The 23,497-nt window shown below is 55.5% G+C and carries 25 protein-coding genes; 13 read left to right on the forward strand and 12 right to left on the reverse strand.

The features are described 5' to 3' along the window. Positions 1-273 precede the first annotated feature (273 nt). The gene (locus FH974_RS15680) at positions 274-831 is read left to right on the forward strand and encodes a gamma carbonic anhydrase family protein (RefSeq protein ID WP_047887458.1); all 558 of its coding nucleotides are present in this window, start codon (positions 274-276) and stop codon (positions 829-831) included. On the opposite strand, the gene FH974_RS15685 is transcribed toward FH974_RS15680, so the two are convergent. From FH974_RS15685 to tsaC, 4 genes are all read right to left on the reverse strand, one after another. Beyond that, positions 828-1,091, reverse strand: a complete 264-nt coding sequence (locus tag FH974_RS15685) for a DUF1488 family protein (protein ID WP_207103412.1) — start codon at positions 1,089-1,091, stop codon at positions 828-830. The two genes, FH974_RS15680 and FH974_RS15685, sit on opposite strands and share 4 nt — an antisense overlap. Positions 1,092-1,120: 29 nt before the next feature. Then, positions 1,121-1,942: a shikimate dehydrogenase gene (gene aroE / locus FH974_RS15690; protein WP_047887460.1), complete on the reverse strand. Its 822-nt coding sequence runs from the start codon at positions 1,940-1,942 to the stop codon at positions 1,121-1,123. Positions 1,943-2,036: 94 nt separating this feature from the next. Next, positions 2,037-2,942, reverse strand: coding sequence for an oxygen-dependent coproporphyrinogen oxidase (hemF, locus tag FH974_RS15695; RefSeq protein WP_047887461.1), 906 nt, complete (start codon positions 2,940-2,942; stop codon positions 2,037-2,039). 6 nt (positions 2,943-2,948) lie between these two features. Further along, positions 2,949-3,506 (reverse strand): L-threonylcarbamoyladenylate synthase type 1 TsaC, encoded by a 558-nt coding sequence (gene tsaC, locus FH974_RS15700; RefSeq protein WP_207103413.1) that lies wholly within the window; start codon positions 3,504-3,506, stop codon positions 2,949-2,951. Between the two features lie 202 nt (positions 3,507-3,708). Here tsaC and purE point away from each other — a divergent pair, with 202 nt between their 5' ends. Continuing rightward, the gene (purE, locus tag FH974_RS15705) at positions 3,709-4,200 is read left to right on the forward strand and encodes a 5-(carboxyamino)imidazole ribonucleotide mutase (RefSeq protein WP_047887463.1); all 492 of its coding nucleotides are present in this window, start codon (positions 3,709-3,711) and stop codon (positions 4,198-4,200) included. Further along, positions 4,197-5,312: a 5-(carboxyamino)imidazole ribonucleotide synthase gene (locus FH974_RS15710; protein WP_047887464.1), complete on the forward strand. Its 1,116-nt coding sequence runs from the start codon at positions 4,197-4,199 to the stop codon at positions 5,310-5,312. The genes purE and FH974_RS15710 overlap by 4 nt, the downstream gene beginning before the upstream one ends. Positions 5,313-5,433: 121 nt before the next feature. Here the strand turns inward: FH974_RS15710 and FH974_RS15715 are convergent, their stop codons facing one another. From FH974_RS15715 to FH974_RS15730, 4 genes are read right to left on the reverse strand one after another with little or no spacing between them, the layout of a single operon-like run. After that, entirely contained in the window at positions 5,434-6,042 is a 609-nt protein-coding gene (locus tag FH974_RS15715) for a DNA topoisomerase family protein (protein ID WP_047887465.1), read from the reverse strand. Between the two features lie 34 nt (positions 6,043-6,076). Further along, complete coding sequence (locus tag FH974_RS15720) at positions 6,077-6,550, reverse strand: DUF494 family protein (protein WP_047887466.1); 474 nt, start codon at positions 6,548-6,550, stop codon at positions 6,077-6,079. 2 nt (positions 6,551-6,552) lie between these two features. Further along, a complete protein-coding gene (gene dprA, locus FH974_RS15725; protein ID WP_047887467.1) occupies positions 6,553-7,647 on the reverse strand; it encodes a DNA-processing protein DprA in 1,095 nt (364 codons plus the stop codon). Positions 7,648-7,665: 18 nt separating this feature from the next. After that, positions 7,666-8,724, reverse strand: a complete 1,059-nt coding sequence (locus FH974_RS15730) for a LysM peptidoglycan-binding domain-containing protein (protein WP_047887468.1) — start codon at positions 8,722-8,724, stop codon at positions 7,666-7,668. Positions 8,725-9,011: 287 nt separating this feature from the next. Here FH974_RS15730 and def point away from each other — a divergent pair, with 287 nt between their 5' ends. From def to FH974_RS15755, 5 genes are all read left to right on the forward strand, one after another. Beyond that, the gene (def, locus tag FH974_RS15735; protein WP_047887469.1) at positions 9,012-9,530 is read left to right on the forward strand and encodes a peptide deformylase; all 519 of its coding nucleotides are present in this window, start codon (positions 9,012-9,014) and stop codon (positions 9,528-9,530) included. A 28-nt stretch (positions 9,531-9,558) separates the two neighbouring features. Continuing rightward, on the forward strand, positions 9,559-10,509 hold the full coding sequence (gene fmt, locus FH974_RS15740) for a methionyl-tRNA formyltransferase (RefSeq protein WP_047887470.1): 951 nt from the start codon (positions 9,559-9,561) through the stop codon (positions 10,507-10,509). 133 nt (positions 10,510-10,642) lie between these two features. Continuing rightward, on the forward strand, positions 10,643-11,926 hold the full coding sequence (gene rsmB / locus FH974_RS15745; protein WP_207103414.1) for a 16S rRNA (cytosine(967)-C(5))-methyltransferase RsmB: 1,284 nt from the start codon (positions 10,643-10,645) through the stop codon (positions 11,924-11,926). Between the two features lie 173 nt (positions 11,927-12,099). Next, on the forward strand, positions 12,100-13,476 hold the full coding sequence (gene trkA / locus FH974_RS15750) for a Trk system potassium transporter TrkA (protein ID WP_047887472.1): 1,377 nt from the start codon (positions 12,100-12,102) through the stop codon (positions 13,474-13,476). Positions 13,477-13,480: 4 nt separating this feature from the next. Next, a complete protein-coding gene (locus FH974_RS15755; protein ID WP_047887473.1) occupies positions 13,481-14,926 on the forward strand; it encodes a TrkH family potassium uptake protein in 1,446 nt (481 codons plus the stop codon). A gap of 82 nt (positions 14,927-15,008) precedes the next feature. Here the strand turns inward: FH974_RS15755 and trhA are convergent, their stop codons facing one another. The 3 genes from trhA to FH974_RS15770 all read right to left on the reverse strand — a co-directional run bounded on the left by trhA (position 15,009) and on the right by FH974_RS15770 (position 17,441). Further along, positions 15,009-15,668, reverse strand: coding sequence for a PAQR family membrane homeostasis protein TrhA (trhA, locus tag FH974_RS15760; protein ID WP_047887474.1), 660 nt, complete (start codon positions 15,666-15,668; stop codon positions 15,009-15,011). A 150-nt stretch (positions 15,669-15,818) separates the two neighbouring features. After that, a complete protein-coding gene (locus tag FH974_RS15765) occupies positions 15,819-16,607 on the reverse strand; it encodes a sporulation protein (protein WP_047887475.1) in 789 nt (262 codons plus the stop codon). Between the two features lie 156 nt (positions 16,608-16,763). Next, entirely contained in the window at positions 16,764-17,441 is a 678-nt protein-coding gene (locus FH974_RS15770) for a FadR/GntR family transcriptional regulator (protein ID WP_047887476.1), read from the reverse strand. A 345-nt stretch (positions 17,442-17,786) separates the two neighbouring features. Here FH974_RS15770 and FH974_RS15775 point away from each other — a divergent pair, with 345 nt between their 5' ends. The 5 genes from FH974_RS15775 to FH974_RS15795 all read left to right on the forward strand — a co-directional run bounded on the left by FH974_RS15775 (position 17,787) and on the right by FH974_RS15795 (position 21,832). Further along, positions 17,787-17,960, forward strand: a complete 174-nt coding sequence (locus FH974_RS15775) for a hypothetical protein (protein WP_157038331.1) — start codon at positions 17,787-17,789, stop codon at positions 17,958-17,960. Positions 17,961-18,093: 133 nt separating this feature from the next. Continuing rightward, entirely contained in the window at positions 18,094-18,360 is a 267-nt protein-coding gene (locus FH974_RS15780) for a YihD family protein (RefSeq protein ID WP_047887477.1), read from the forward strand. Between the two features lie 277 nt (positions 18,361-18,637). After that, a complete protein-coding gene (gene ccoG, locus FH974_RS15785) occupies positions 18,638-20,059 on the forward strand; it encodes a cytochrome c oxidase accessory protein CcoG (protein ID WP_047887478.1) in 1,422 nt (473 codons plus the stop codon). 109 nt (positions 20,060-20,168) lie between these two features. Continuing rightward, the gene (locus tag FH974_RS15790) at positions 20,169-21,158 is read left to right on the forward strand and encodes a serine/threonine protein kinase (protein ID WP_047887479.1); all 990 of its coding nucleotides are present in this window, start codon (positions 20,169-20,171) and stop codon (positions 21,156-21,158) included. A gap of 71 nt (positions 21,159-21,229) precedes the next feature. Continuing rightward, on the forward strand, positions 21,230-21,832 hold the full coding sequence (locus FH974_RS15795) for a thiol:disulfide interchange protein DsbA/DsbL (RefSeq protein ID WP_047887480.1): 603 nt from the start codon (positions 21,230-21,232) through the stop codon (positions 21,830-21,832). Between the two features lie 81 nt (positions 21,833-21,913). On the opposite strand, the gene FH974_RS15800 is transcribed toward FH974_RS15795, so the two are convergent. Further along, a complete protein-coding gene (locus tag FH974_RS15800; RefSeq protein ID WP_047887481.1) occupies positions 21,914-23,443 on the reverse strand; it encodes a YifB family Mg chelatase-like AAA ATPase in 1,530 nt (509 codons plus the stop codon). Positions 23,444-23,497 lie beyond the last annotated feature (54 nt).

Raw genomic sequence — 23,497 nt, forward strand, 5'->3', positions numbered from 1 at the left:
TTTGACTATCAGTTCACGAGTGCCCACACAGATTGCATGGTCAAATTGTTAAAGAACTTTTCTTTCACGTCGCTGGCTTATCTCGCCGCGCTCCGTGTCAGTGAGTTCGCATTATAGAGAGTTCGATCACATACGCAAGGGCTAAATTGAAATAATTTTGTCATCTTAGCTCAACCGTACAATTATCACCCAAAGACGGCATTTATCGATGTTAATTACGTCATCGTAGCGCTATTCTGACTGAGTAAACTCTCAATTTCAGGGCTTTCATTCATGCAAAATGCACTTCGTTCCTATAAAGACATTTATCCCACTCTCACATCATCGACCTATGTTGACGACGCTGCCGTTCTGGTCGGCGATATTCACCTCGCAGCAGATACCAGCATCTGGCCATTGGTCGCAGCCCGTGGCGATGTCAACTGCATTACCATTGGGGCACGTACGAATGTTCAGGACGGGAGTGTTTTGCATGTCACCCGAAAAACCCCGGAGAATCCTGACGGCCATCCCCTAATTATTGGTCAGGATGTGACGATTGGCCATAAAGCCATGCTGCACGGCTGCCAGATTGGCGATCGGGTTTTGGTCGGGATGGGAGCCATCATTCTTGACGGGGCGATTGTTGAAGATGATGTGATTATTGGTGCAGGCAGTCTGGTGCCTCCAAACAAGACGCTAGAAAGCGGTTTTCTCTATATAGGTAGTCCAATCAAGAAAGCCCGCCCTCTGTCGGACAAAGAACGTGCTTTCTTAACGGTATCAGCGGATAACTACGTCAGATTGAAAAACGAGTATCTGGCTGAGCGAGAAAACTCACCTCACAGTTAATCAATGTGGATCTCACCGTCCTGATTGAAGGCTTCCTCTTCAATCAGGTCTTCCGCGATTTCTTCCAGATCGAACCGGTACTGCCCGAATGCAGCCATAATCTCTGCTTCAGTACTCAGCGGTTGCTGACAATGTTGAACAAGCCATTGCAGGCTCACCCTGCAGGCTATCAGTGAACCGCCTTGCTGCGCCGGAAACATCACAGCCTGTTGTTGCTCATCCCACTGTTGTAAGTCTGGAAACAGAATATTTTGGTTCATGTTCTTATCTTTTATCTATTAGTAACACATTAAGGTTGCAGGGAACGACGCAACTCACGCTGTACCTGTCTGGCACCCGGACGGATCCCGCGCCACAGCATGAAGCTTTCCGCTGCCTGGCCCACCAGCATCCCGAGCCCATCTAGGACTACATTAGCCCCCTGCTGCTGTGCCCACTGATTAAACGCAGTAGGTTCCGCACCGTACACCATGTCGTAGCACACGGTATGCGGCTCAATCAGGCCGGCGGGGATCCCCGGCAACTGGCCACTCAGGCTGGCTGAAGTGGAATTAATGATGATGTCATAGTGGTCACCCTCCAATTCATCCAGTGCCTTCGCGCTCACCGGGCCATGTGTTGCGAAGGCCTCGACCAGTGCATCGGCTTTCGCGACGGTCCGGTTGGTGATAGTGACGGATGACGGCTGCTGAGCCAGTAACGGCAGGACCACGCCACGCGCCGCGCCGCCCGCACCTACCAGCAAAATACGCTTACCCTGGAGCTCAATCTGGTGTTGCAGCAGATCCTGCACTAACCCTTCACCGTCAGTGTTGTCCCCCAGGATTAACCCGTCGTCCAACTTTTTGAGGGTATTGACGGCACCGGCTAGGCGAGCACGCTCTGTCAGCTGATCCGCATAGTCGAACGCCTGCTCTTTAAAAGGCACAGTGACATTACAACCTCGCCCCCCATCAGCAAAAAAAGTCTCCATCGCCGCCACAAAACCCTCCAACGGGGCTAATCGGGCTTCATAGCTCATGTCCTGGGCGGTCTGGCGCGCAAACAGGGTGTGAATAAAAGGCGATTTACTCTGGGCAATCGGGTTGCCAAACACAACGTACTTATCCATTTGCAAGAAATCCATGCTCGGTAAAACGAGAAAAGGGTCAGTGATTCACTGACCCTATCATTGCCGTCGCAGGGGAACAAACCGTTTTTAACGGTTACCAGTCGCGGGGCTGAAGGTAATGTTCATACAATACCACTTCCGGCGATCCTGGTTCCGGTTCGAAACCGTATTCCCAGCGAGCCAGTGGCGGCATCGACATCAAAATCGACTCCGTGCGACCGCCGCTTTGCAAGCCAAACAAGGTCCCACGGTCATAGACCAGGTTGAATTCCACATAACGGCCACGACGGTACAACTGGAACTGGCGTTCACGCTCACCGTATTCCGTATTCTGGCGCAGCTCAACAATCGGCAGATAAGCATCCAGATAACCGTTGCCTACAGCCTGGATGTAAGCAAAGCTCTTTTCAAAGCCCCATTGGTTCAGGTCATCAAAAAACAGGCCACCGACCCCCCGGGTTTCATTACGGTGCGGTAAGAAGAAATACCGATCGCACCACGCCTTATGCTCCTCATACACCGTGTCACCAAACGGCTGGCACAGCGCTTTCGCGGTCTGGTGCCAGTGCTGGCAGTCTTCTTCAAAGGGGTAAAACGGCGTCAGGTCAAAGCCACCGCCAAACCACCAAACCGGCGCTTCACCCTCTTTTTCAGCAATAAAAAAACGGACGTTTGCATGGGAAGTCGGGATATACGGATTGCGAGGATGGATAACCAAGGAGACACCCATCGCTTCGAAGCTGCGGCCGGCCAGTTCCGGACGATGGGCCGTTGCCGATGCTGGCATTTGGGTACCGTATACGTGCGAGAAATTCACGCCACCCTGTTCGAACACCCGGCCATCGCGCAACACCCGACTCCGGCCGCCGCCACCCAGCTCACGTACCCAGGCATCTTCTTCAAAACGGGCTTGACCGTCCTGCTGCTCTAGTGCCTGGCAAATCCGATCCTGAAGATCGAGTAAAAAAGCTTTTACTGCGTCTTTATTGACTTCCTGCATCTTTCTTTATCCCTGTCGGAAAATCTGACCGGTACGGGCATCTCGTATCTCTGACGGATTTTCCCGTCCACCGGTGTCACCTTGTAAAATCGCGGCCAGTCGGTCACCCAGTTGCAGCTCAACCTCCGCGACCGTCCGGCCCGGCTCCTGGCCGGTCAGGTTGGCGCTGGTCGACGTCAGCGGTTTACCGAAAGCCAGACACAATGCCTGCACCAGAGGATGATCAGTCACGCGAACCGCAATGGTGTCAAACTGGCCGGTCAGAAAGCGGGGTACCCCAGGCTTGGTTGGCATTACCCAGGTAACCGGTCCCGGCCAGGAATCAAAAATGCGCTGTTTCTGCTCGTCAGTCAGCTGACTGTCGTCTATGTAAGGCGCCAGTTGCTCATAATTGGCTGCGATCAGAATCAGGCCTTTCTCAACCGGTCGTTGCTTCAGCGCCAGTAGTTTCATGACGGCCTGCTCACTATCAGGGTCACAACCTACGCCAAAAACCGCTTCAGTCGGATAGGCGATCACTTCCTCCTGCCGCAGGGCAGCCACCACATGGTTCAGGTTTTCCACACGTTCCTCGATGCTTATCAGGTCATTGCCTGTCTTGAGTGTTCTGTGCTGCTATCTTACCGACTCCTGAACCACAACTCCACGCTCGTTAACGATTGTTGCAATTTCACTGACGCAAACGTTTTCCTTCACAAAAAATCTTCGTATAATGCAGCCCACACGCACTGAACCCAATAGTTTTGCTACCCCAAAGGAGATCGGGATGAAAGTTGGAATCATCATGGGATCAAAGTCTGACTGGCCAACCATGCAGCACGCAGCGGAAATGCTAGATCGCTTCAATATCGCTTATGAAACCAAGGTGGTCTCGGCTCACCGAACTCCGCACCTGCTGGCGGAATATGCGGAGAGTGCACAGACCCGTGGCATTAAGGTGATTATTGCCGGTGCCGGGGGGGCTGCGCACCTACCGGGCATGACGGCGGCCTTTACCAGCCTGCCGGTGTTAGGGGTACCGGTCCAATCCCGCGCTCTGAAAGGCATGGATTCACTACTTTCGATTGTACAGATGCCAAAAGGCGTGGCCGTGGGCACGCTGGCCATTGGTGAGGCCGGTGCTGCGAATGCTGGCCTGCTGGCAGCGCAAATCATCGGTACTCAGGACAGCGATGTCATGGCAGCCATTGATGCCTTCCGTAAAGAGCAGACTGACGCAGTACTGAGCAATCCAAACCCGGCTGAGGATTCACAATGAAAGTGCTAGTGCTGGGTTCCGGCCAGCTGGCCCGGATGATGTCCCTGGCGGGGGCACCACTGAACATTGAAGTGTTTGCCTATGATGTGGCGACCGGTAAAGTCGTGCATCCGCTGACCCAGCAGGTCATGCTGAAAGGGTTGGATACCGCGCTCACCTACACCGATGTGATCACCGCAGAATTTGAGCATATTCCTCATGAAATTCTCGATATTTGCGAGCGTAGCGGCAAATTCCAGCCCACCACCACCGCCATAAAAGCCGGTGGCGATCGCCGTCTGGAAAAAAACCTGCTGGACAATGCTGGGGTGGCCAATGCACCATACCATATCGTCACCAGCCGGGCAGAGTTGGACGCGGCCATCGCCAAAATTGGCCTGCCCATGGTGCTGAAGAGTGCACTGGGTGGCTATGACGGCAAAGGGCAGTGGCGTCTGAAAGAAGCGGGTCAGGTTGAAGCCGTCTGGCAAGACATGGCTGACTTCATGGCGCAGACGGAAAACCAGGCTATTGTAGCGGAAGCCTTCATCCCGTTTGATCGCGAGGTCTCCCTGATCGGAGCTCGCGGTCGTGACGGACAAATTGCGGTGTATCCACTGACCGAGAATACGCATACCAATGGGGTACTGAGCTTGTCCGTCGCTCAGGAAGGCGATCACGCGCTGCAGGCTCAGGCTGAAAAGATGTTTACTGCGCTGGCCAACTCACTCAACTACGTGGGTGTCCTGGCGATTGAATTCTTTGATGTAAACGGCCAGTTGCTAGTCAATGAAATTGCGCCCCGAGTACACAACTCCGGCCACTGGACCCAACAAGGGGCCGAAACCTGCCAGTTTGAAAACCATTTGCGTGCGGTCACCGGACTTCCATTAGGCAGCACGGCCTTAATCCGTCCGACAGCAATGGTGAACATCTTAGGAGAAGATCGCCTGCCAACCGCCATTCTGGCTGAACCAACCTGCCATATCCACTGGTACGGCAAAGAGAAGCGAGCCGGGCGAAAAATGGGGCACATTAACCTGTGCGCAGACACCCCGGCGGCCTTGCAAGAGGCGCTGAAACAATTAGCCAGCCATCTGGATCCGGACGCGTTTCCCGCCTTACATGGTTAACGCCGCGATACGGCCAGACTAGAAAACACAAAAGCCGGCTCACTGCCGGCTTTATTTTGTCACATGGCCCATTGTTGCTTCACCTGCCGCCGCGAGCGTGTAAACACTGGCGTGGTGCTTGTTACCCGATATCCGGTTCGCCAGTTTCACCATGTTCCGGCGCCTGCGAAACGGCATCCTGATACGCATGGCAGCGTCGGTCTGCGCACTGCAAACGCACGCCACTGGCCAGCTTCTTCTCAACCAAAAGCGGATAAGCACATTGCTGACACACCCCGGCCACAGGTTTGAGGTTGACCGCAAAGCGGCAGGACGGGTACTGGTCACAAGCGTAAAACACCTTGCCGTAACGCGACTTACGTTCGACCAGATGCCCCTTGCCACAATCCGGACAACCCAGCTGGGTAGCCTGCGCTTTTTTTTCCGGTGACTCAATATGCTGGCAGACCGGATACGCGCTGCAACCAATAAACATGCCATAACGCCCCTGACGCAACACCAGTTCCTCACCACAGTCAGGGCAGGGGGTTGCCAGGTGTTTCACGATATGGCCGTCGTTATGGTGGAGTGGCTTGATATAATCACAGGCGGGATAAGACGCACAGCCCAAAAACGGGCCGCGCTTACCGTGTTTCATCACCAGCGCGGCACCACATTGAGGACACAGATTTTCCCGCTCTAATGCGTGCTCGTGAGCGGTAAATAACGGCTCATTCGTTCGATCAGACATCTTACTCTCTACCACTTAGTAAACCTGACCGGCTTTAGTGAATATAGCCATCTTCCATGCCATACAGCAGTTCTTCCATCTGGCTGTAGGCGCTTTCATTACCCGGTGCATTAAACAGCACCATCAGAATGATCCACTTCAAATCATCCAGAGTAAAGTCAGCCGTATCCAGCTCCATGACCCGATCAATCACCATTTCACGGGTGTCTGCGCCCAGAACATGAATCTGCTCCAGGTAAGTCAGAAAGCCACGGCAGTTGGTATCCAGGCGAGTCATCTCTTGCGCCGTGTAAATGCGCATGGATGTCACCGCACTGGTGTTCATGTATGGGGTATTTTCGGTTTCTTGCAATGCGGCCAGTTTCTCAAGCCATTCCAGGGCCTTGTAAATATCTTCCTGATGGAACCCAGCTCGCAGCAATTCTTCGGATAATTCATCCTGATCGACCATCAATTCCACATCGCTGTGGATATAGGTCTCAAACAGGTACATAAGGATATCCATCATAACTAGCCCCTCCTCGCTCTGATATAGCCACCTGGTACAGCAGTGACCATCCCGAGCAGTTCCAGTTCAAGTAACTGCATCATGACTTCCTGAACAGGTTGCCCACTGCGCTCAGCAACTACATCTACGGGTGTTGCCTCACTGCCTACGTTAGCCAACAGCGCTGGAAATGGCAATTTTTCATTTTCAGGTTGTGCGAGCGATTCATCCGAATGGCTATTTTTTACGCAGCTTGTCAGCGCCCCGACTTCTTCAAAGATATCGACCGGTGTTTCGACCAGTTTGGCACCATTTTTTATCAGGGCATGGCAGCCTCGGCTCCCGGGATAATGAATCGGGCCGGGCAGGGCAAAAACTTCCCGCCCTTGCTCTAAGGCATACCGCGCCGTAATCAGCGATCCACTTTTCTGCGCCGCCTCTATCACCAGTACGCCGACCGACAGTCCGCTGATCACTCGGTTGCGACGCGGAAAGTTCTGCGGCCGAGGCACTTCATCCGGCCAGAATTCAGAGACCAGCGCCCCTTGCTGCGTAATCAGGCTCGCCAACTCACGGTGTTTGGCCGGGTAGATCCGATCAAGGCCCGAGCCCAGTACCGCTACTGTGGCCCCGCCATTTTTCAGCGCTCCGTAATGCGCCTGACCATCCACCCCCAACGCCAATCCGCTGGTCACCACATACTCGGCCGCTACCAGCGCAGCCGCAAATTCATAAGCCGCTTCCCGACCGTCGATACTGGCTGAGCGGCTGCCGACAATAGCCAGCTGTGGCTGCAGCAACCAGTGCGGCTCTCCCCGGACAAACAATAAAGGAGGAGGTGAAGCGATTTCTTTAAGTAAAGCAGGGTAATGAGAAGAATCTAAGGTGAGTATAGTCTGGCCCGGCTGGCTGTCCCAACGCAGGCAACGATCAATTTTTGCCATCGGAGGCTGGCGAAAGTGACTCACTTGGCGGGGAGTCATACCGATGCCCGTCAGCTCTTCGGCCGACATCGCACGCAGGGCTGCCGGAGTCACATGTTCCAAGATACGGCTGATCCTGACGCCGCCCAGACCCGGTGCAGACGCCAGAACCAACCAGTCAACTAATGCCGTCATGTTACGTACTGCCGTGGTTCAGCCGTGATGTGGAGGCAAGGCGAGGGTACCCGGCACAAAAGGCTGGGTCGCCCGGGTTACCACTCCCAGGGCAAAATGCTCATATGCCCGAATCACGACCATTTCACCAACCGGCACCTGGCTCAGGGCAAACTTCTGCTGCTGGAAACTCACTCCCTGATAATCATAACTACCTTTCTCACCCACCACGCCGGCACCAGCCCGGTACAGGTTAAACACATGGCCAGCCTGCACGCCGTCGAGGTGCCCAAGGTCAATCACAACCGGATCGTGGGTCGCGATATAACGCATGCCCCCTAAATGACCGACAACGCTGCCGGACACATCGGCGGGCGGCGCAGAAGGCGCAAAGTTGAGGTTGAGATCCTCCCGGCCAAGCGGCGCAGGCAGCAGAATGTCATTTTGTCTGACTTCGCCAAGGAAAGTGGTCAGAGTCAGCGCACTTTTCTCACTGTCGGCCTGCGTCACTTTGGCTCGGGCAATTTCCTTCAACCCCATCACTTCCCGAGTGTCGCCGTTTGCCAATTCACGTTCAAAGCGCTTGTCCGGACGGTAGACCCACCACACATCCCCGGTTTCCAGCGGCGTGTCAGCCCAAATTAAATCTTCTTCCGCCATATAATCTCTGGCCCGGCTGCTGCCGACCACCCGTGGCAGGCGATCCAGATGGGCTGGTGTCATCAACTTATCTTGCGCCAGAAATGGCAGCATCAGGGAAGACTGCAGGGTGGTGATCGGGGCGCGTACAATCCGAACCTGCGGTGACAGTTTCAAATGACGCTTCAGTTGCAGGCGCGGCTGGCCATTCACCCACACCAAGTGGATTTGATCGCCCGGATAAATCAGGTGCGGATTTTTGATGTAATCATTCGCCTGCCAAAGGGTCGGCCACAGCCAGGGGCTGGACAGGAAATGGGCGGAAATATCCCACAAAGTATCGCCTTTTTTGACGGTATACACTTCAGGGGCACCGTCAATGACCTTCGGCTGCGGCGGCTTAGCCCACCCCGTTCCGTGAAATCCGGCCAATACCAAGACAATGACACGCAGCCACATACATCCCTTCCTGTTCTACTTCGCCGTGCCGCTCCCCATGGCAAGCACCTGACTGGGTCATCAGGCTGGCATTGCGGGGAAAAGGTGTCTAGCGCTTCCCCACGCCGTGCCGCGACTTTTCGGCACGCTTCACCTTTCCTTTTTCTCTGTTACACAAAAAGGCACGTTATCCTCGGCGAACAGGGCACCCCGCGACCGTCAGGGACTGTTATTTGGCGCTTAAAATGACTAGAATTAGAGCAACTACGAATCTTGAGTAATCCGTACTGTCTTTTTAACGAGTATCTATGTCTGTATTGCAAGTATTAACATTCCCTGATGAGCGCCTGCGCACCGTAGCAAAACCGGTTGAAGCAGTGACACCTGAGATCCAGAAAATTGTCGATGACATGCTGGAAACCATGTATGACGAGGAAGGCATCGGCCTTGCCGCCACTCAGGTGGATATCCATCAGCGCATCGTGGTGATCGATATTTCTGAAGAGCGCAATCAGCCAATGGTACTGATCAATCCGGAAATCATCGAAAAACGCGGTGAAGACGGAATTGAAGAAGGCTGTCTGTCTGTACCGGGTGCCCGAGCCCTGGTTCCACGTGCGGCCGAAGTGACCGTTAAGGCACTGGATCGTGACGGTAAGGAATACCAATTTGATGCCGACGACCTGCTGGCTATCTGCGTACAGCATGAGCTTGATCACCTGAAAGGTAAGCTGTTTGTCGATTACCTGTCGCCGCTGAAGCGTAAACGTATTCAGGACAAACTGGCCAAAATCAAACGCTTCAACGACAAGCACGCGAACAACTAAGCCTAACCCCGATTTAAGGACGTTTACCTTGAGCAAGCCTTTACGAATTGTCTTCGCAGGTACTCCGGATTTCGCCGCCCTTCACCTGGCGGCGTTGTTGTCTTCAGAGCACGACGTGATTGCCGTCTATACCCAACCCGATCGCCCAGCCGGTCGCGGGAAAAAACTGACGGCCAGCCCAGTGAAAAACATTGCACTGGCACACAATATTCCGGTTTATCAGCCAGAGAACTTCAAGTCTGAAGAAGCCAAGCAGGAGCTGGCTGCGCTGAACGCCGACATCATGGTCGTGGTGGCCTATGGCCTGCTGCTGCCGCAAGTGGTCCTGGATACCCCGCGTCTGGGCTGTATCAATGTCCACGGTTCTATTCTGCCGCGCTGGCGTGGCGCCGCACCGATCCAGCGCTCCATCTGGGCCGGTGACGCCGAAACCGGCGTGACTATCATGCAGATGGACATCGGTCTGGATACCGGCGACATGCTGAAAATCGCCACCACGCCGATTGAAGCGACCGATACCAGCGCCACCATGTATGACAAGCTGGCAGAACTGGGGCCGGTCGCCCTGATTGAATGTCTGAACGACATTGCCGCCGGTACGGCGGTGCCGGTGAAACAAGATGATGCACTGGCTAACTACGCGAAAAAACTCAGCAAAGAAGAAGCCCAGATCGACTGGTCTATGGATGCCGCGGCGATCGAACGCTGTGTTCGTGCGTTCAATCCCTGGCCGATGAGCTACTTCACCGTGGCCGAGCAGAATATCAAAGTCTGGCAGACCGCCGTGGAAGCAGACAACCAGGGCAAAGCCCCGGGCACCATTCTGGCTGCCGATAAAAACGGTATTCTGGTCGCGACCGGGCAAGGCGCGCTGCGTCTGATTGAGCTGCAACCTCCGGGTAAGAAAGCCATGAAGGCACAGGATCTGCTGAACTCGCGCCGAGAGTGGTTCACCCCGGGTAACGTACTCTCATCATGAGCTGACTCAGCGGCCTGACGCGTTATTCGTCATGGCGCGCGGATCCCCAGGCCAGTGCTTGCACTGGCCTTCGTTTTTTCTTCCCCGGCTCGCTGTCCCGGCGAGGGTGGGGCGATAACATCAGGAAAACTGCATGAATGTAAGAGCCGCTGCGGCAAAAGTGGTGTATCAGGTTGTCGATCAGGGCCAGTCCCTGTCAACAGCACTGCCAGCCGCCCAACAAGACATCAAAGAACGCGATCACGCGCTGCTGCAGGAAATGTGCTACGGCGTATTGCGCTGGCTGCCCCGCCTGGAAGCCATAACCCAGGAACTGATGGACAAGCCACTGAAAGGCAAGCAACGGGTTTTCCACCATCTGATCTTGGTCGGTCTGTACCAGCTCGGTTACATGCGGATCCCGGCGCACGCAGCAGTGGCTGAAACCGTGAATGCCACCAAGACCCTGAAAAAGCCACAGCTGCGGGGCCTGATCAATGCCATTCTGCGCAACTACCAGCGCCAGCAAGAGGCTCTGGATACCCAGGCGACCAGCCACGATGCCGGGCGTTACGGCCATCCAGGCTGGCTGTTGAAACTGCTGCAAACCAGTTACCCGGATCAGCTGGAAGCCATTGTCACGGCTAATAACACCAAAGCACCGATGTGGCTGCGGGTTAACCGCCGTCATCATGATCGGGATAGCTACCGCGCCCTGCTGGATGAAGCTGGCATTGCGACCGACATTCACCCACAGGCACCGGATGCCCTGAAACTGCACAGCCCGTGTGAGGTCAGCCGACTGCCGGGTTTTGCTGATGGTTGGGTTTCGGTACAGGATGCCGCCGCGCAACTGTCCGTCGAATACCTGCAGCCGCAGGCCGGTGAACTGATTCTGGACTGTTGTGCTGCTCCGGGCGGAAAAACCGCGCACATTCTGGAACGTCAGCCGCAAGCCAAAGTGGTGGCAATTGACTGCGATGAACAGCGCCTCAAACGGGTTTACGACAACCTGCAGCGCTTGCAGCTCGACGCCGAAGTACTGTGTGCCGATGCCCGTCACCCTGAACAGTGGTGGCATGGCGAGCAGTTTGATCGGATTCTGCTGGATGCCCCGTGTTCGGCAACCGGCGTGATCCGCCGCCATCCGGACATCAAGTGGCTGCGCCGCGCAGACGACATTGAAGCACTGGCGCAGTTACAGGCAGAGATCGTGGATGCAATGTGGCAACAGCTCAAGCCAGGCGGCACCCTGGTGTACGCAACCTGCTCCATTACGCCGCAGGAAAACAGTGAACAGGTCAAAGCGTTCCTGGCCCGTGCCCCGGAAGCGACCCTGATGGACAGCGATCCGGCACAACCGGGCCGTCAGATCCTGCCGGGTGAACACGACATGGACGGCTTCTACTATGCGGTGATCCGCAAAGCGAACGCATAATCAGAAAGCGGAACTTGGTTAACAAGTTCCGCTTTTTCTTTGCAGCTTTCCTCCTGTTTGAGGCAGTTCGCCACAGGGGTGAAAACTAAGTTATTCTAAATGGATAGAGATCAGCATGACCCTCATCCTGAAGCGTAGTAACCTACAACGATTCCAATAATCAGGCACATGCTATGAAAATTATCATTCTCGGTGCCGGTCAGGTCGGCGGTACGTTGGCTGAAAACCTGGTTGGCGAGAACAACGATATCACCATCGTCGATAAGGATCCGGAGCGTCTGCGAGAGCTGCAGGACAAATATGACCTGCGTGTAGTACAGGGCTTTGCCAGCCACCCGCGTACCCTGCGGGAAGCCGGCGCACAGGACGCCGACATGCTGGTGGCCGTCACGAACTCTGACGAGACCAATATGGTCGCCTGCCAGATCGCCTTCACCTTGTTCAATACCCCGAACCGGGTCGCCCGTATCCGTTCGCCAGAATACCTGAAAGAAAAAGATCCGCTGTTCCAGTCAGATGCTGTGCCGGTTGACCATTTGATCGCACCGGAAGAACTGGTAACCGGCTATATCGAACGCCTGGTCGAGTACCCGGGCGCCCTGCAGGTTGTCGGGTTTGCCGAAGACAAAGTGGGCCTGGTGGCGGTTAAAGCCTATTACGGCGGTCCGCTGGTAGGGAATGCCCTGTCGGCACTGCGTGAGCACATGCCGCACATCGACACCCGGGTCGCGGCCATTTTCCGTCAGGGACGGCCAATCCGCCCGCAGGGCACCACGATTATCGAGGCGGATGACGAAGTGTTCTTCGTGGCGGCCAGCAACCATATTCGCTCGGTCATGAGTGAACTGCAGCGCCTGGAGAAGCCGTACAAACGCCTGATGATTGTCGGCGGCGGTAACATCGGCGCCGGTCTGGCGCGCCGCCTGGAGCAGAGCTACAGCGTCAAGCTCATCGAGCGCAATCCGGAGCGGGCGGAAAACCTGTCGGAAATGCTGGAAAATACCATCGTGTTCTGTGGCGATGCGTCGGATCAGGAACTGCTGAGTGAAGAGCACATTGAGCAGATTGACGTGTTTATTGCGGTAACCAATGACGATGAGGCCAACATCATGTCAGCCATGCTGGCCAAACGGATGGGGGCCAAGAAAGTCATGGTGCTGATTCAGCGCGGCGCTTACGTGGACCTGGTCCAGGGCGGCACTATCGATATTGCGATCTCGCCGCAGCAGGCAACCATTTCGGCCCTGCTGACCCACGTGCGCAAGGCCGATATCGTCAACGTCTCGTCACTGCGACGCGGCGCGGCTGAAGCCATTGAGGCAATTGCCCACGGTGATGCCAGCACGTCGAAAGTCGTGGGCCGGGCCGTCGGTGATATCAAGCTGCCGCCGGGGACCACCATTGGTGCCGTCGTCCGTGGTGACGAAGTGCTGATCGCCCATGACCGAACCGTGATTGAGCAGAACGACCACGTGGTGATGTTCCTGGTGGATAAAAAATACATCCCGGACGTCGAACGCCTGTTCCAGCCTAGCCCGTTCTTCTTGTAATACTATGGTCAATTATCGTCCCATCCTCTTCGTGATCGGGCTGGTGCTGTCAAAGATCGCCCTGTTCATGTATGTCCCGACCCTGGTGGCGTTTGTCACCGGGACAGCGGGCTTTATCGACTTCGCAACGGCGGTGCTGATCACCCACGTGGTCGCTTTTCTGTGCCTGACATTTGGCCGGACCGACGAGTTCAAGCTCGGGGTACGCGATATGTTCATGATCACTACCCTGGTCTGGACTATCGCCAGCGCCTTCGCCGCACTGCCGTTTGTGTTCATCAACCATATCAGTTTTACCGATGCCTATTTCGAGACCATGTCGGGGATCACCACGACCGGTTCGACGGTGCTGAGCGGATTGGATGACATGGCACCGAGTATCCTGCTGTGGCGTTCGACATTGCAGTGGCTCGGCGGGGTCGGATTCATCGTCATGGGGGTGGCCATCCTGCCGATGCTGAACGTGGGCGGGATGCGGCTGTTCCAAACCGAATCGTCCGACTGGTCGGAAAAAAGTTCACCGCGAACTAAAAGCGTGGCCAAAAATATCGTCAACGTGTATCTGTGCCTGACCGGGTTGTGCTTTGTCGGTTACCTGATGGCCGGAATGAACACCTTTGATGCCATTAACCACGCCTTCACCACCTTGTCGACCGGCGGTTACTCCACTTCCGATGGCTCCATGAACCACTTCTCCAATGCCGCCCACTGGGTGGCCATCGTGTTCATGTTTGCCGGAGGCCTGCCGTTCCTGCTGTTTGTTCAGGTGCTGCGGAAAAAACACCCGCGAACCCTGCTCAAAGATGCCCAGGTACAAGGCTTTACCCTGCTGGTGCTGTGTGCTGGTCTGGCGGTCGCCCTGTGGCTGACGTGGCAGCGCGACTACCCGTTTGCCGATGCTTTCCGGGTCTCGTTGTTCAACATTATCTCAGTCGTCACCACCACCGGCTTCGGTCTGGACGATTTCAGCTCCTGGGGGCCATTCCCGACCATCGTGTTTGCGTTCATGATGCTGGTCGGCGGCTGCTCCGGCTCCACTGCCGGCGGGGTCAAAATCTTCCGTTTCCAGGTCGCGTTTGCGCTGCTGCGCAAGCAGATGATGCAGCTGATTCATCCTTCCGGGGTGTTCATCCAGCGCTATAACGGGCGTCCGGTTACCGACGGTATCGTACGCTCTGTCGTGGCCTTTGCCCTGACCTTCATTCTGACCATCGTGATTGTGGCGGCTGTGCTGGGCATGCAAGGGCTGGATGCCATCACCAGTATCACCGGGGCGATGACCGCGGTGGCCAACGTTGGTCCCGGCATGGGAGAGGTAATCGGCCCGACCGGTAACTTCGCGACCTTACCGGATATGGCGAAATGGACCCTGAGCCTAGGCATGCTGATGGGGCGTCTGGAAATTCTGACCGTGCTGGTGTTGTTCTTCCCGGCCTTCTGGCGCAACTGAGCCTCAGAATAAATAAAGCCCCAAACGAAAAAGAGAGCCGCATGGCTCTCTTTTCTATTTCCCGTCTCTGATGGTCATCCCCTCAAACCGGGTCAACATAGAAGTAGATTGCCAGAAAATGGCAGACCGTGCCGCCCAGCACAAACACATGCCAAATCGCATGGTTAAACGGAATGCGCTGATTGACATAAAACAGCACCCCGAGCGAGTAAATCACCCCGCCGGCCGCCAGGAGCACCAGCCCGCCGGTCTCCAGCGACATTGCCAGTGGATACACGGCAATCAGTGACAACCAGCCCATCGCCAGGTACGTGGCCAATGACAGCCGCTTAAAGCGGTACACAAAAACAATTTTGACCAACATCCCAAGCAGGGCAATCAGCCAGATCACCGCCATCAGGGTAATGGCCAGCGGGGTCCGCAGGGTGATCAGCAGGAAAGGGGTATATGTGCCGGCGATCAGCAGGTAAATGGCACAGTGGTCGAAAGTTTTCAGGGCCCGCTTGGCACGGGCAAACGGAATGGCATGATAGAGGGTCGAGGCCAGGTACAGCACGATCATGCTGCCGCCATAAATACTCAGACTGGTAATACTCAGTGCATCAGCATCGGCCTGCACCGCCTGCATCAGCAACAGCACCAGCCCGACGATGCCAAAAATCATCCCCAGGCCGTGACTGATACTGTTTGCCACTTCCTCTGCGACCGAATAGCCGGATCGCAAAGTCAATGATTTCGCCATGTTCGCGCTCCCTTTCACTGTCCCGAAAATCCCCGCCGCACGCTTGCGGCAAGGCCATATTGCATATTGTTTTCGGCAGTATGGCACACTTTAGCTTACACGTGTAAGCTAAATTTTCAGGGGCAGGATCCGACGCAAAGGGAGTTAAGTTCAGGTGTGCTGATCAAGGAATTCCAGCACCATCTCACCAGCCTGCTGTGGGTGCATACCCGTTGGTAGTTCCAGGTAACGCTTCAGTTCGCCGCGCCCCAGCAAGCTCGACAGCATGCCGCTAAACCCGTTCTGGCGACGATCGACCTCAAACCACAACTGCAATGCCTGCTCATCGCGGTAGGCTACAATCTCCAGCTCGCGCCAGCGCCCGTGGTACGGACCGGAGACCGGCACAAACTCAAACTCCTGTACAAACGGCAGGGCAAAGTTTTTCGCCGCCTCGCACTCGACCTGGCGAATGCGCAGCCCGGCCAGCTCCAGCGCAGTAAACACTCCATCCATCAACGGATCCGGACGGACAGTCAGGCGATCCTTGTCTTTCGGGTCAACGGCCATCGGAATATCCAGATGGGTTTCCAGCCACACCTTGGCATCCCCGATGGTTATCGGGGTATTGAACGGCAGCTCCAGCGTGGCCGAAAACTGGCGCTCTTCGTTGGCCTGAATTTCGAAGGCGTAGGGCAGGGACCATTCCGCCAGTTTACACACCTGGGTAATGGTTTCTTTACGGTGCTGGTTGTCACCGCGGCTGCTTTCCACTTCCTCGCGGTAGTGGCAGCAGAGGTAGAGATCAATATTATCGATCTGCTGGCTGACCTTCCCGCCGTGTATCTGGATCTCCACCTGCAGGTTACCGCCGGGGATCAGTACGTCCTGGTGAACCAACGTATCAACCCGGGCCGAGCCTATTCCCAGGCTAGCCAGGCTTTTTCGGAACAATGACATCAGGCATCTCCTTTGCGCCGGCAACGCCGTGCTGGGCCCTGCCGAAACGATATGAATTCCTATTAATATTGCAGCGAACCGGCGCCGCCTGCAAGCACCGTGATGGAAGCGACGTCACGCCCATAAAAAAACGAAGCCGTGGCTTCGTTTTTTGTTTCACTTTAGCAACTCAATGGTCGCCTGGCGGGCCGCATCCGGATCCCGCGCCATGATGCCATCAACCACTTGCTGGTGCAGCTCCAGCTTGAGCAACCGGTCGCGGATTATCACCCGGAAATAATTTTCAAACACCGCCTTGAACAGGTTGCCAAACGGGCTGATAAAGTGATTGCCGGAAGCAAAATAAATCAGCTGATGGAACCGGGTATCCACATCGACCCAACGCTCCTGATCGAAGTGCTCACCCAGCTCATGCATTTCCACCATCAGGGCACACAGCTGCGCACGATCAGCCTCACTGGCATTCAGGGCAGTTAACGCCGCGGCTTCCGGTTCCAGCGTGATACGGACGCGCTGAAACTCTGAGACCAGTTCTTCGTGCTGATCGAAATTGAGCCAGGCCAGTAAATCCTGATCCAGATAATTCCAGTTGCGCTTTGGCAGTACCCGGGTACCGATACGCGGGCGGGGCAGAACCATCCCTTTGGCCGCCAGCATTTTGATCGCTTCGCGAATGGCAGTCCGGCTGACACCATACATTTCTCCCAGCTCAACTTCGCCGGGCAAGATCTCACCAGGAGCCGGTTCGCCGCGCAGAATCTTCTGTCCGATCGCTTCAGCCAGTTTATATGACAGGTTACGGCTGGTGACCTGACGTTGCAGATCGTGATCCATTTACTTCCTCCAGAGGCTCTTGTTATTGACCTGCCTGTCAATCTTTAGCAGGCGTTTATTGCCAGTCAGCCGCATTAGACCACAAAGCCGCGCCGGTGCAACGGCTTATCTTCTCAGATGGCGAGCTTGCTAACAGTTCGGGTGCAAAATCCCGGCCGGACAAAACGGAAAAACCTTAATCAATATGCCGGATTAATACTCGACTTGCGCATAGGTAACTGCTATTCTCGCGGCGAAAAAAACAATGTCTTATTTATTTCCGCTGAGGAACGGCCCAGCCAGCATGAGCAAGCGGAAATACACCATAAACCCTGGCCACGGATGAGCCTGACTTGTAGGTAAACCATGCGCCCAACCTCCTTTGTCAGGTACAGCACTCCACGCAGTCCTTCCCGTCTGCGCAGTACCTTTCACGCTCCAACGGTAAAACCAAAACAACCGCAGACAACGCTGACTGCCGTACCGACCGCTTCCCCGGTCGTCAACCCGATGCCAGCCAGCGCTGAGCAAGCGGCATAACCGGTCCGACAGGCAGCTTAGGCTGCCTGTGCTTTTTTCTGTCCCACCGGTTGGTATCACGCCGGAGAATGGTATACTTTTTACCCTTATAAAAAGTACGACATTACCCCAGCCTTTATTTGCGGAGCCTGTTATGAAAACCCATCGCGTCAACGAGCTGATCGAGCTGCTTCATCCGGAATGGCAGAAAGACCCAGACCTTAACCTGGTTGAGTTTCTGCTTAAGCTGGCGGAAGAAGCCAAGTACCAGGGCAAGCTGGAAGACCTGACCGACGATGTGCTGATTTACCACCTGAAAATGCGCAATGCGGACAAGCAGGCGATGATCCCGGGCATCGCCAAAGACTGCGAGGAAGATTTTAAAACCGCCATTCTTCGCGCCCGTGGCATCATTAAGTAATCACACAATCTTATCCGCCAGTGCCCACTCACCGCCGGCACTGGGCGGTGCCTTTTGTCCTTTCCCTTTTATTAATTTTCCTTCTGTTATAGTCCTTTAGCACCCATTCTGTATCTGTTGCTCAAACTATGACCTTGCTAGAGTTATCGCTCCAGCGGCTGAGATATAATCGCTCGATAACATTCTGTTACGAATGACACAATCGGCTCGGCAATGTACCGGCCGTCAACCCCTGACTATAGTTACCCATAGGGGGCTACCCAAGGAAAGTAATGTCATGAGCCAAGAGAAAATCAAGATCAAGGATATCACCCCGCCCACGTTCAACCCCAAAACGCATAAAGGGGAGGCGGATCGCTTCAATCCGAACAACCGGATTTACGTCCGGGCCGTAAAAGGGATTTACCAGCAACTGCGCCAACGTATGGGCTGGCTGCTGATGCTGCTGTTTTTGGGCCTGCCGTGGATCCCGTACGGTGATCGCCAGGCCATCCTGCTCGATATCGGGCAACAGCAGTTTAATTTCTTCGGCACCACCCTGTGGCCGCAGGATCTGACCCTGCTGGCGACCCTGTTTATGATCGCGGCCTTTGCCCTGTTTTTTGTCACCACCTTCCTCGGCCGGGTCTGGTGCGGTTATTTCTGCCCGCAAACCGTATGGACCTTCATCTATATCTGGTTTGAGGAAAAGCTGGAAGGGCCGGCCAACAAACGACGCAAGCAAGATAGCATCGCGCCCACTGCCAAACTGATGGGACGCAAGGTACTCAAGCATATCGCCTGGCTGGCGGTTGCGCTGGTCACCGGGCTGACCTTTGTCGGTTACTTCCTGCCGGTCAAAGCGTTGTTTATCGACTTTTTCACGTTCAACACCAGCTTCTGGGCTGGCTTTTGGGTGCTGTTTTTTGCTGGCTGTACCTATGCCAATGCCGGTTGGATGCGCTCCATCGTCTGCATCCATATGTGCCCGTACGCCCGCTTCCAGTCAGCGATGTTCGATAAAGACACCTACATTGTCGGCTACGATGTGGCACGCGGTGAAACCCGCGGCCCGCGCTCACGCAAGAAAGATCCGAAAGAGCTCGGACTGGGAGACTGTATCGACTGTAACCTGTGTGTTCAGGTCTGCCCGACCGGGATCGACATCCGGGACGGCCTGCAGTACGAATGCATCAACTGCGGTGCCTGTATCGATGCCTGTGACGAAACCATGGAGCGGATGGGATATGAAAAACGTCTGATCAGCTACACCACCGAGCACAAGCTGGAAGGCAAGAAGACCCATGTGATGCGGCCGAAGCTGCTCGGCTACGGGGTCGTGATGGTTGCCATGGTGGGCCTGTTCTTCTACTTACTGGCGTCGATTCAGCCCATGGGGCTGGACGTACTGCGTGACCGCAACCAGTTGTTCCGGGAAAACTCGGAAGGGTTGGTCGAGAACACCTACACCCTGAAGATTCTGAACAAGACGCAACAGCCGGCCGTTTTCACCCTGACCGCCAGCGGCCTGGAAGATATCAAATGGTATGGCCCGAGCAAGGTCACCGTGTCGGCCGGTGAGGTTTACTCTCTACCGATCAGCCTGGGGGTTGACCCGTATGTGATGGAGAGCAGCATTGCCGATATTACATTCACGCTAACCCGTGAAGACGGCACCAGCATCAGCACAGAAAGCCGCTTTATCGGCGATCTTCGCTAACCCCCACGCCTGGATTCGTCCGCGCCACAGCAACACAGACAGGGCCTTTTCCGGCCCTGTCTTATTATGGTGGTATACTTGTGCCATCTGTAGCTTGCGGAAATTATCCATGACCACCCCACAAGGTTTTAGTTTTGCCGATCTCAGCCCGGACCTGCTGCTCGATGCCCTCGACAGCACCGGGATTCGGGCCGAATCCGGCCTGCTTGCCCTTAACAGCTATGAAAACCGGGTCTACCAGTTTACGGCTGAAGATGGCGCGCGTTACGTCACCAAGTTTTACCGTCCCCAGCGCTGGAGCGATGCCCAGATTCTGGAAGAGCATCAGTTCACCCTCGAACTGGCCGAGCAGGATATTCCGGTCGCCGCGCCTCTGGTCCATAACGGCAGCACCCTGCATCATTACCAGGGACACCGTTTCGCGCTGTTTCCCAGCCTGGGCGGGCGCCAGTTTGAAGTGGATAATCTCGATCAGCTGGAGTGGGTCGGCCGCTTTATGGGCCGGGTGCACAGCGTCGGCCAGAAACAGGCCTTTGCCCACCGCCCGACGCTGGGACTGGAGGAATACCTGTATCAGCCGCGTCGCCAGCTCGAGCAGGCCGACTTTATTCCGGATCACCTGAAAGCTGCGTTCTTCAATGATCTGGACTTCCTGATTCGCGAAATCGAACAACACTGGGACAACAGCTGGCAAAGTATCCGCCTGCACGGCGATTGCCATCCCGGCAACATTTTGTGGCGGGACGGGCCACTGTTTGTGGATCTAGACGACGCCCGTAACGGCCCGGCCATTCAGGATTTATGGATGCTGCTGAACGGCGAACGCCAGGATAAACTGGTACAGTTAGATACCCTGCTGGAAGCCTATGGCGAATTTGCCGATTTTGATGTTAACCAATTGAAACTGATTGAGCCTTTGCGCGGTCTTAGAATGGTGCACTACATGGCTTGGCTGGCAAAACGGTGGGAAGACCCGGCGTTTCCGCAGGCTTTCCCGTGGTTTGCGGATGCAAAATACTGGGAAGGGCAAGTACTGGCGTTCAAGGAGCAGCTGGCAGCACTCAATGAACCGCCATTGCAGCTGATGCCGCAATGGTAATCACCATAAACCAACAAACCGGGCAACACCGCCTGTAAGTTCAGTTATTATTTCAGGGAGTTACAAGAAACATGTTAAAGAAAATTCTGGCTTTCGCCAGCATCGCACTGCTATCACTATCCGTTCAGGCGGCAAAATTTACCGAAGGCGACTACTACAAAGTGCTCGACCTGCCAAAATCCAGCACCCCGGTCGTCACCGAGTTTTTCTCGTTCTACTGCCCACACTGCCATAACTTCGAGCCGATGATCCAGCAGCTGAAAAAAGCCCTGCCGGACAATGCCAAGCTGCAGAAAAATCATGTTTCTTTCATGGGCGGCGCGATGGGCACATCTATGAGTAAAGCCTATGCCACGTCAGTGGTTCTGGGTGTGGAAGACAAGATGATTCCGGTGCTGTTTGCCCGCATTCACGACATGAACAAACCGCCACGCAATGACGAAGAACTGCGCCAGATCTTCATCGACGAAGGCGTAAAAGCGGAAGACTTTGACGGTGCATTCAACAGCTTTGCCGTCAACTCCATGGTAAACCGCTTCAATAAAGCGTTTAAAGACAGCGGTCTGACCGGCGTGCCAGCCGTCGTGGTCAATAACAAGTACCTGGTGCAAACCAGCAATATCCGCTCTGCCGATGAGTACTTCGAACTGGTCAACTTCCTGCTGACCAAATAAGTGCTCCGCACACCACGGAAAACAGGGCCTCAGGCCCTGTTTTTGTTTCTGCGGCTGATACCTGTTGCGTTGCAGCTCCTTTTAAACCATTTGAGCTGACAACTGTTTCAATAACCGATCCATCGCCCGGTAACCGAGCGCTTCCGCCAGATGAGCTCGGCTGATCCGCTCACACCCGGCTAAATCAGCAATGGTGCGCGCCACCTTGATAATACGGTGATAGGCCCGAATCGATAAACCAAGCTGGTGCAAGGCGGTTTCCAGAAACTCCGCATCCGGCTTATCCAGCGCGCAATACTTGTCCAGCTCCCGAGTCGAAAGCAGGGCATTCACCCGTCCGGCACGCCCTTGCATGATATCCCGCGCCTGCGCCACCCGTTGGCGGATCACCACACTCGGCTCCCCCCGATCGCCCCCATCCGCCAGTGTGCCGCGCGGCAGGGCCGGGATCTCAATCGACATATCGAAACGATCCAGCAACGGGCCAGACAGCCGCCCCAGATAGCGCAAGATCGCCTGCGGGTTGGTGCGTGCCTGACTGCCTTCGTAGTAGCCGGTCGGGCTGGGATTTAATGCCCCAATCAGCTGAAAGCGAGCCGGAAACGTCATTTTGCTGGTGGCTCGGGAGATCACAATCTCGCCGGATTCCAGCGGTTCACGTAAAGAATCCAGCACTTTACGTTCAAATTCCGGCATTTCATCCAAAAACAGGATCCCGTTATGCGCCAGGGAAATTTCCCCCGGCCGGGGCACCGAGCCCCCGCCCACCAGCGCCGCCATCGAGCTGGAATGGTGCGGTGTCCTGAAAGGCCGACGCCGCCAGTTGCCTTCGTGAATGCTCTGTTGAGTCAGCGACGCCACGGCCGCTGTTTCCATGGCTTCCGCGACCGTCATGTCGGGCAACAGATCGCACAATCGTGACGCAAGCATGGTTTTTCCGGTTCCGGGCGGCCCCAAAAAGAGCAGGTTGTGCCCGCCGGCCGCGGCAATTTCCAGCGCCCGTTTCCCTTGCTGCTGACCAATGATGTCCTGCATGTCGCGGGACACGCCACTCGGTGGCGGGTCTTCATGCGGGGCCGAACAGCTGAGCGAGAGGCTAGCCTGTCCGCACAAATGGCCACATACCGCCAGCAAGGACGGGGCCGATTTGTGGAGAGCCTCCCCCACCAGCGCCACCTGATTGCCGTTCTGATCCGGGACGACCAGGCACCGTCCGGCCTGCTTGGCCGCGAGCGCCGCAGGCAACGCTCCCTTGACCGGACGCAGCTCCCCCGACAGGGCTAACTCCCCCAAAAACTCGGTATTTTGCAGTGATGTATCAGGGATTTGGCCGGAAGCGGCGAGTATCCCCAACGCAATCGGCAGGTCAAACCGTCCGCCTTCCTTGGGTAAATCCGCCGGTGCCAGATTGACCGTGATCCGCCGGGACGGGAACTCAAACCCGGCGTTGACAATCGCACTGCGGACCCGATCCTTGGCCTCTTTCACACTGGTTTCCGGCAACCCCACCAGTGCCAGTGCCGGCATTCCGTTACTGATATGGACTTCCACCGTCACCGGCGGCGCTTCCACTCCCACACACGCTCGACTATGGACAATAGCAAGGTTCATGAATCACCATTCTGTTGATACTTTAATCAGATAAGTTAATGAAATTCATAGACT

The organism is Photobacterium ganghwense, assembly GCF_017329545.1.
Taxonomy (GTDB): Bacteria; Pseudomonadota; Gammaproteobacteria; order Enterobacterales; family Vibrionaceae; genus Photobacterium; species Photobacterium ganghwense.

Coding starts and splice junctions, on each gene's coding strand:
- FH974_RS15680 (WP_047887458.1), top strand. CDS start 274: ATGCAAAATGCACTTCGTTCCTATAAAGACATTTATCCCACTCTCACA.
- FH974_RS15685 (WP_207103412.1), bottom strand. CDS start 1,091: ATGAACCAAAATATTCTGTTTCCAGACTTACAACAGTGGGATGAGCAA.
- aroE (WP_047887460.1), bottom strand. CDS start 1,942: ATGGATAAGTACGTTGTGTTTGGCAACCCGATTGCCCAGAGTAAATCG.
- hemF (WP_047887461.1), bottom strand. CDS start 2,942: ATGCAGGAAGTCAATAAAGACGCAGTAAAAGCTTTTTTACTCGATCTT.
- purE (WP_047887463.1), top strand. CDS start 3,709: ATGAAAGTTGGAATCATCATGGGATCAAAGTCTGACTGGCCAACCATG.
- FH974_RS15710 (WP_047887464.1), top strand. CDS start 4,197: ATGAAAGTGCTAGTGCTGGGTTCCGGCCAGCTGGCCCGGATGATGTCC.
- FH974_RS15715 (WP_047887465.1), bottom strand. CDS start 6,042: ATGTCTGATCGAACGAATGAGCCGTTATTTACCGCTCACGAGCACGCA.
- FH974_RS15720 (WP_047887466.1), bottom strand. CDS start 6,550: ATGATGGATATCCTTATGTACCTGTTTGAGACCTATATCCACAGCGAT.
- dprA (WP_047887467.1), bottom strand. CDS start 7,647: ATGACGGCATTAGTTGACTGGTTGGTTCTGGCGTCTGCACCGGGTCTG.
- FH974_RS15730 (WP_047887468.1), bottom strand. CDS start 8,724: ATGTGGCTGCGTGTCATTGTCTTGGTATTGGCCGGATTTCACGGAACG.
- def (WP_047887469.1), top strand. CDS start 9,012: ATGTCTGTATTGCAAGTATTAACATTCCCTGATGAGCGCCTGCGCACC.
- rsmB (WP_207103414.1), top strand. CDS start 10,643: ATGAATGTAAGAGCCGCTGCGGCAAAAGTGGTGTATCAGGTTGTCGAT.
- trkA (WP_047887472.1), top strand. CDS start 12,100: ATGAAAATTATCATTCTCGGTGCCGGTCAGGTCGGCGGTACGTTGGCT.
- FH974_RS15755 (WP_047887473.1), top strand. CDS start 13,481: ATGGTCAATTATCGTCCCATCCTCTTCGTGATCGGGCTGGTGCTGTCA.
- trhA (WP_047887474.1), bottom strand. CDS start 15,668: ATGGCGAAATCATTGACTTTGCGATCCGGCTATTCGGTCGCAGAGGAA.
- FH974_RS15765 (WP_047887475.1), bottom strand. CDS start 16,607: ATGTCATTGTTCCGAAAAAGCCTGGCTAGCCTGGGAATAGGCTCGGCC.
- FH974_RS15770 (WP_047887476.1), bottom strand. CDS start 17,441: ATGGATCACGATCTGCAACGTCAGGTCACCAGCCGTAACCTGTCATAT.
- FH974_RS15775 (WP_157038331.1), top strand. CDS start 17,787: ATGCGCCCAACCTCCTTTGTCAGGTACAGCACTCCACGCAGTCCTTCC.
- FH974_RS15780 (WP_047887477.1), top strand. CDS start 18,094: ATGAAAACCCATCGCGTCAACGAGCTGATCGAGCTGCTTCATCCGGAA.
- ccoG (WP_047887478.1), top strand. CDS start 18,638: ATGAGCCAAGAGAAAATCAAGATCAAGGATATCACCCCGCCCACGTTC.
- FH974_RS15790 (WP_047887479.1), top strand. CDS start 20,169: ATGACCACCCCACAAGGTTTTAGTTTTGCCGATCTCAGCCCGGACCTG.
- FH974_RS15795 (WP_047887480.1), top strand. CDS start 21,230: ATGTTAAAGAAAATTCTGGCTTTCGCCAGCATCGCACTGCTATCACTA.
- FH974_RS15800 (WP_047887481.1), bottom strand. CDS start 23,443: ATGAACCTTGCTATTGTCCATAGTCGAGCGTGTGTGGGAGTGGAAGCG.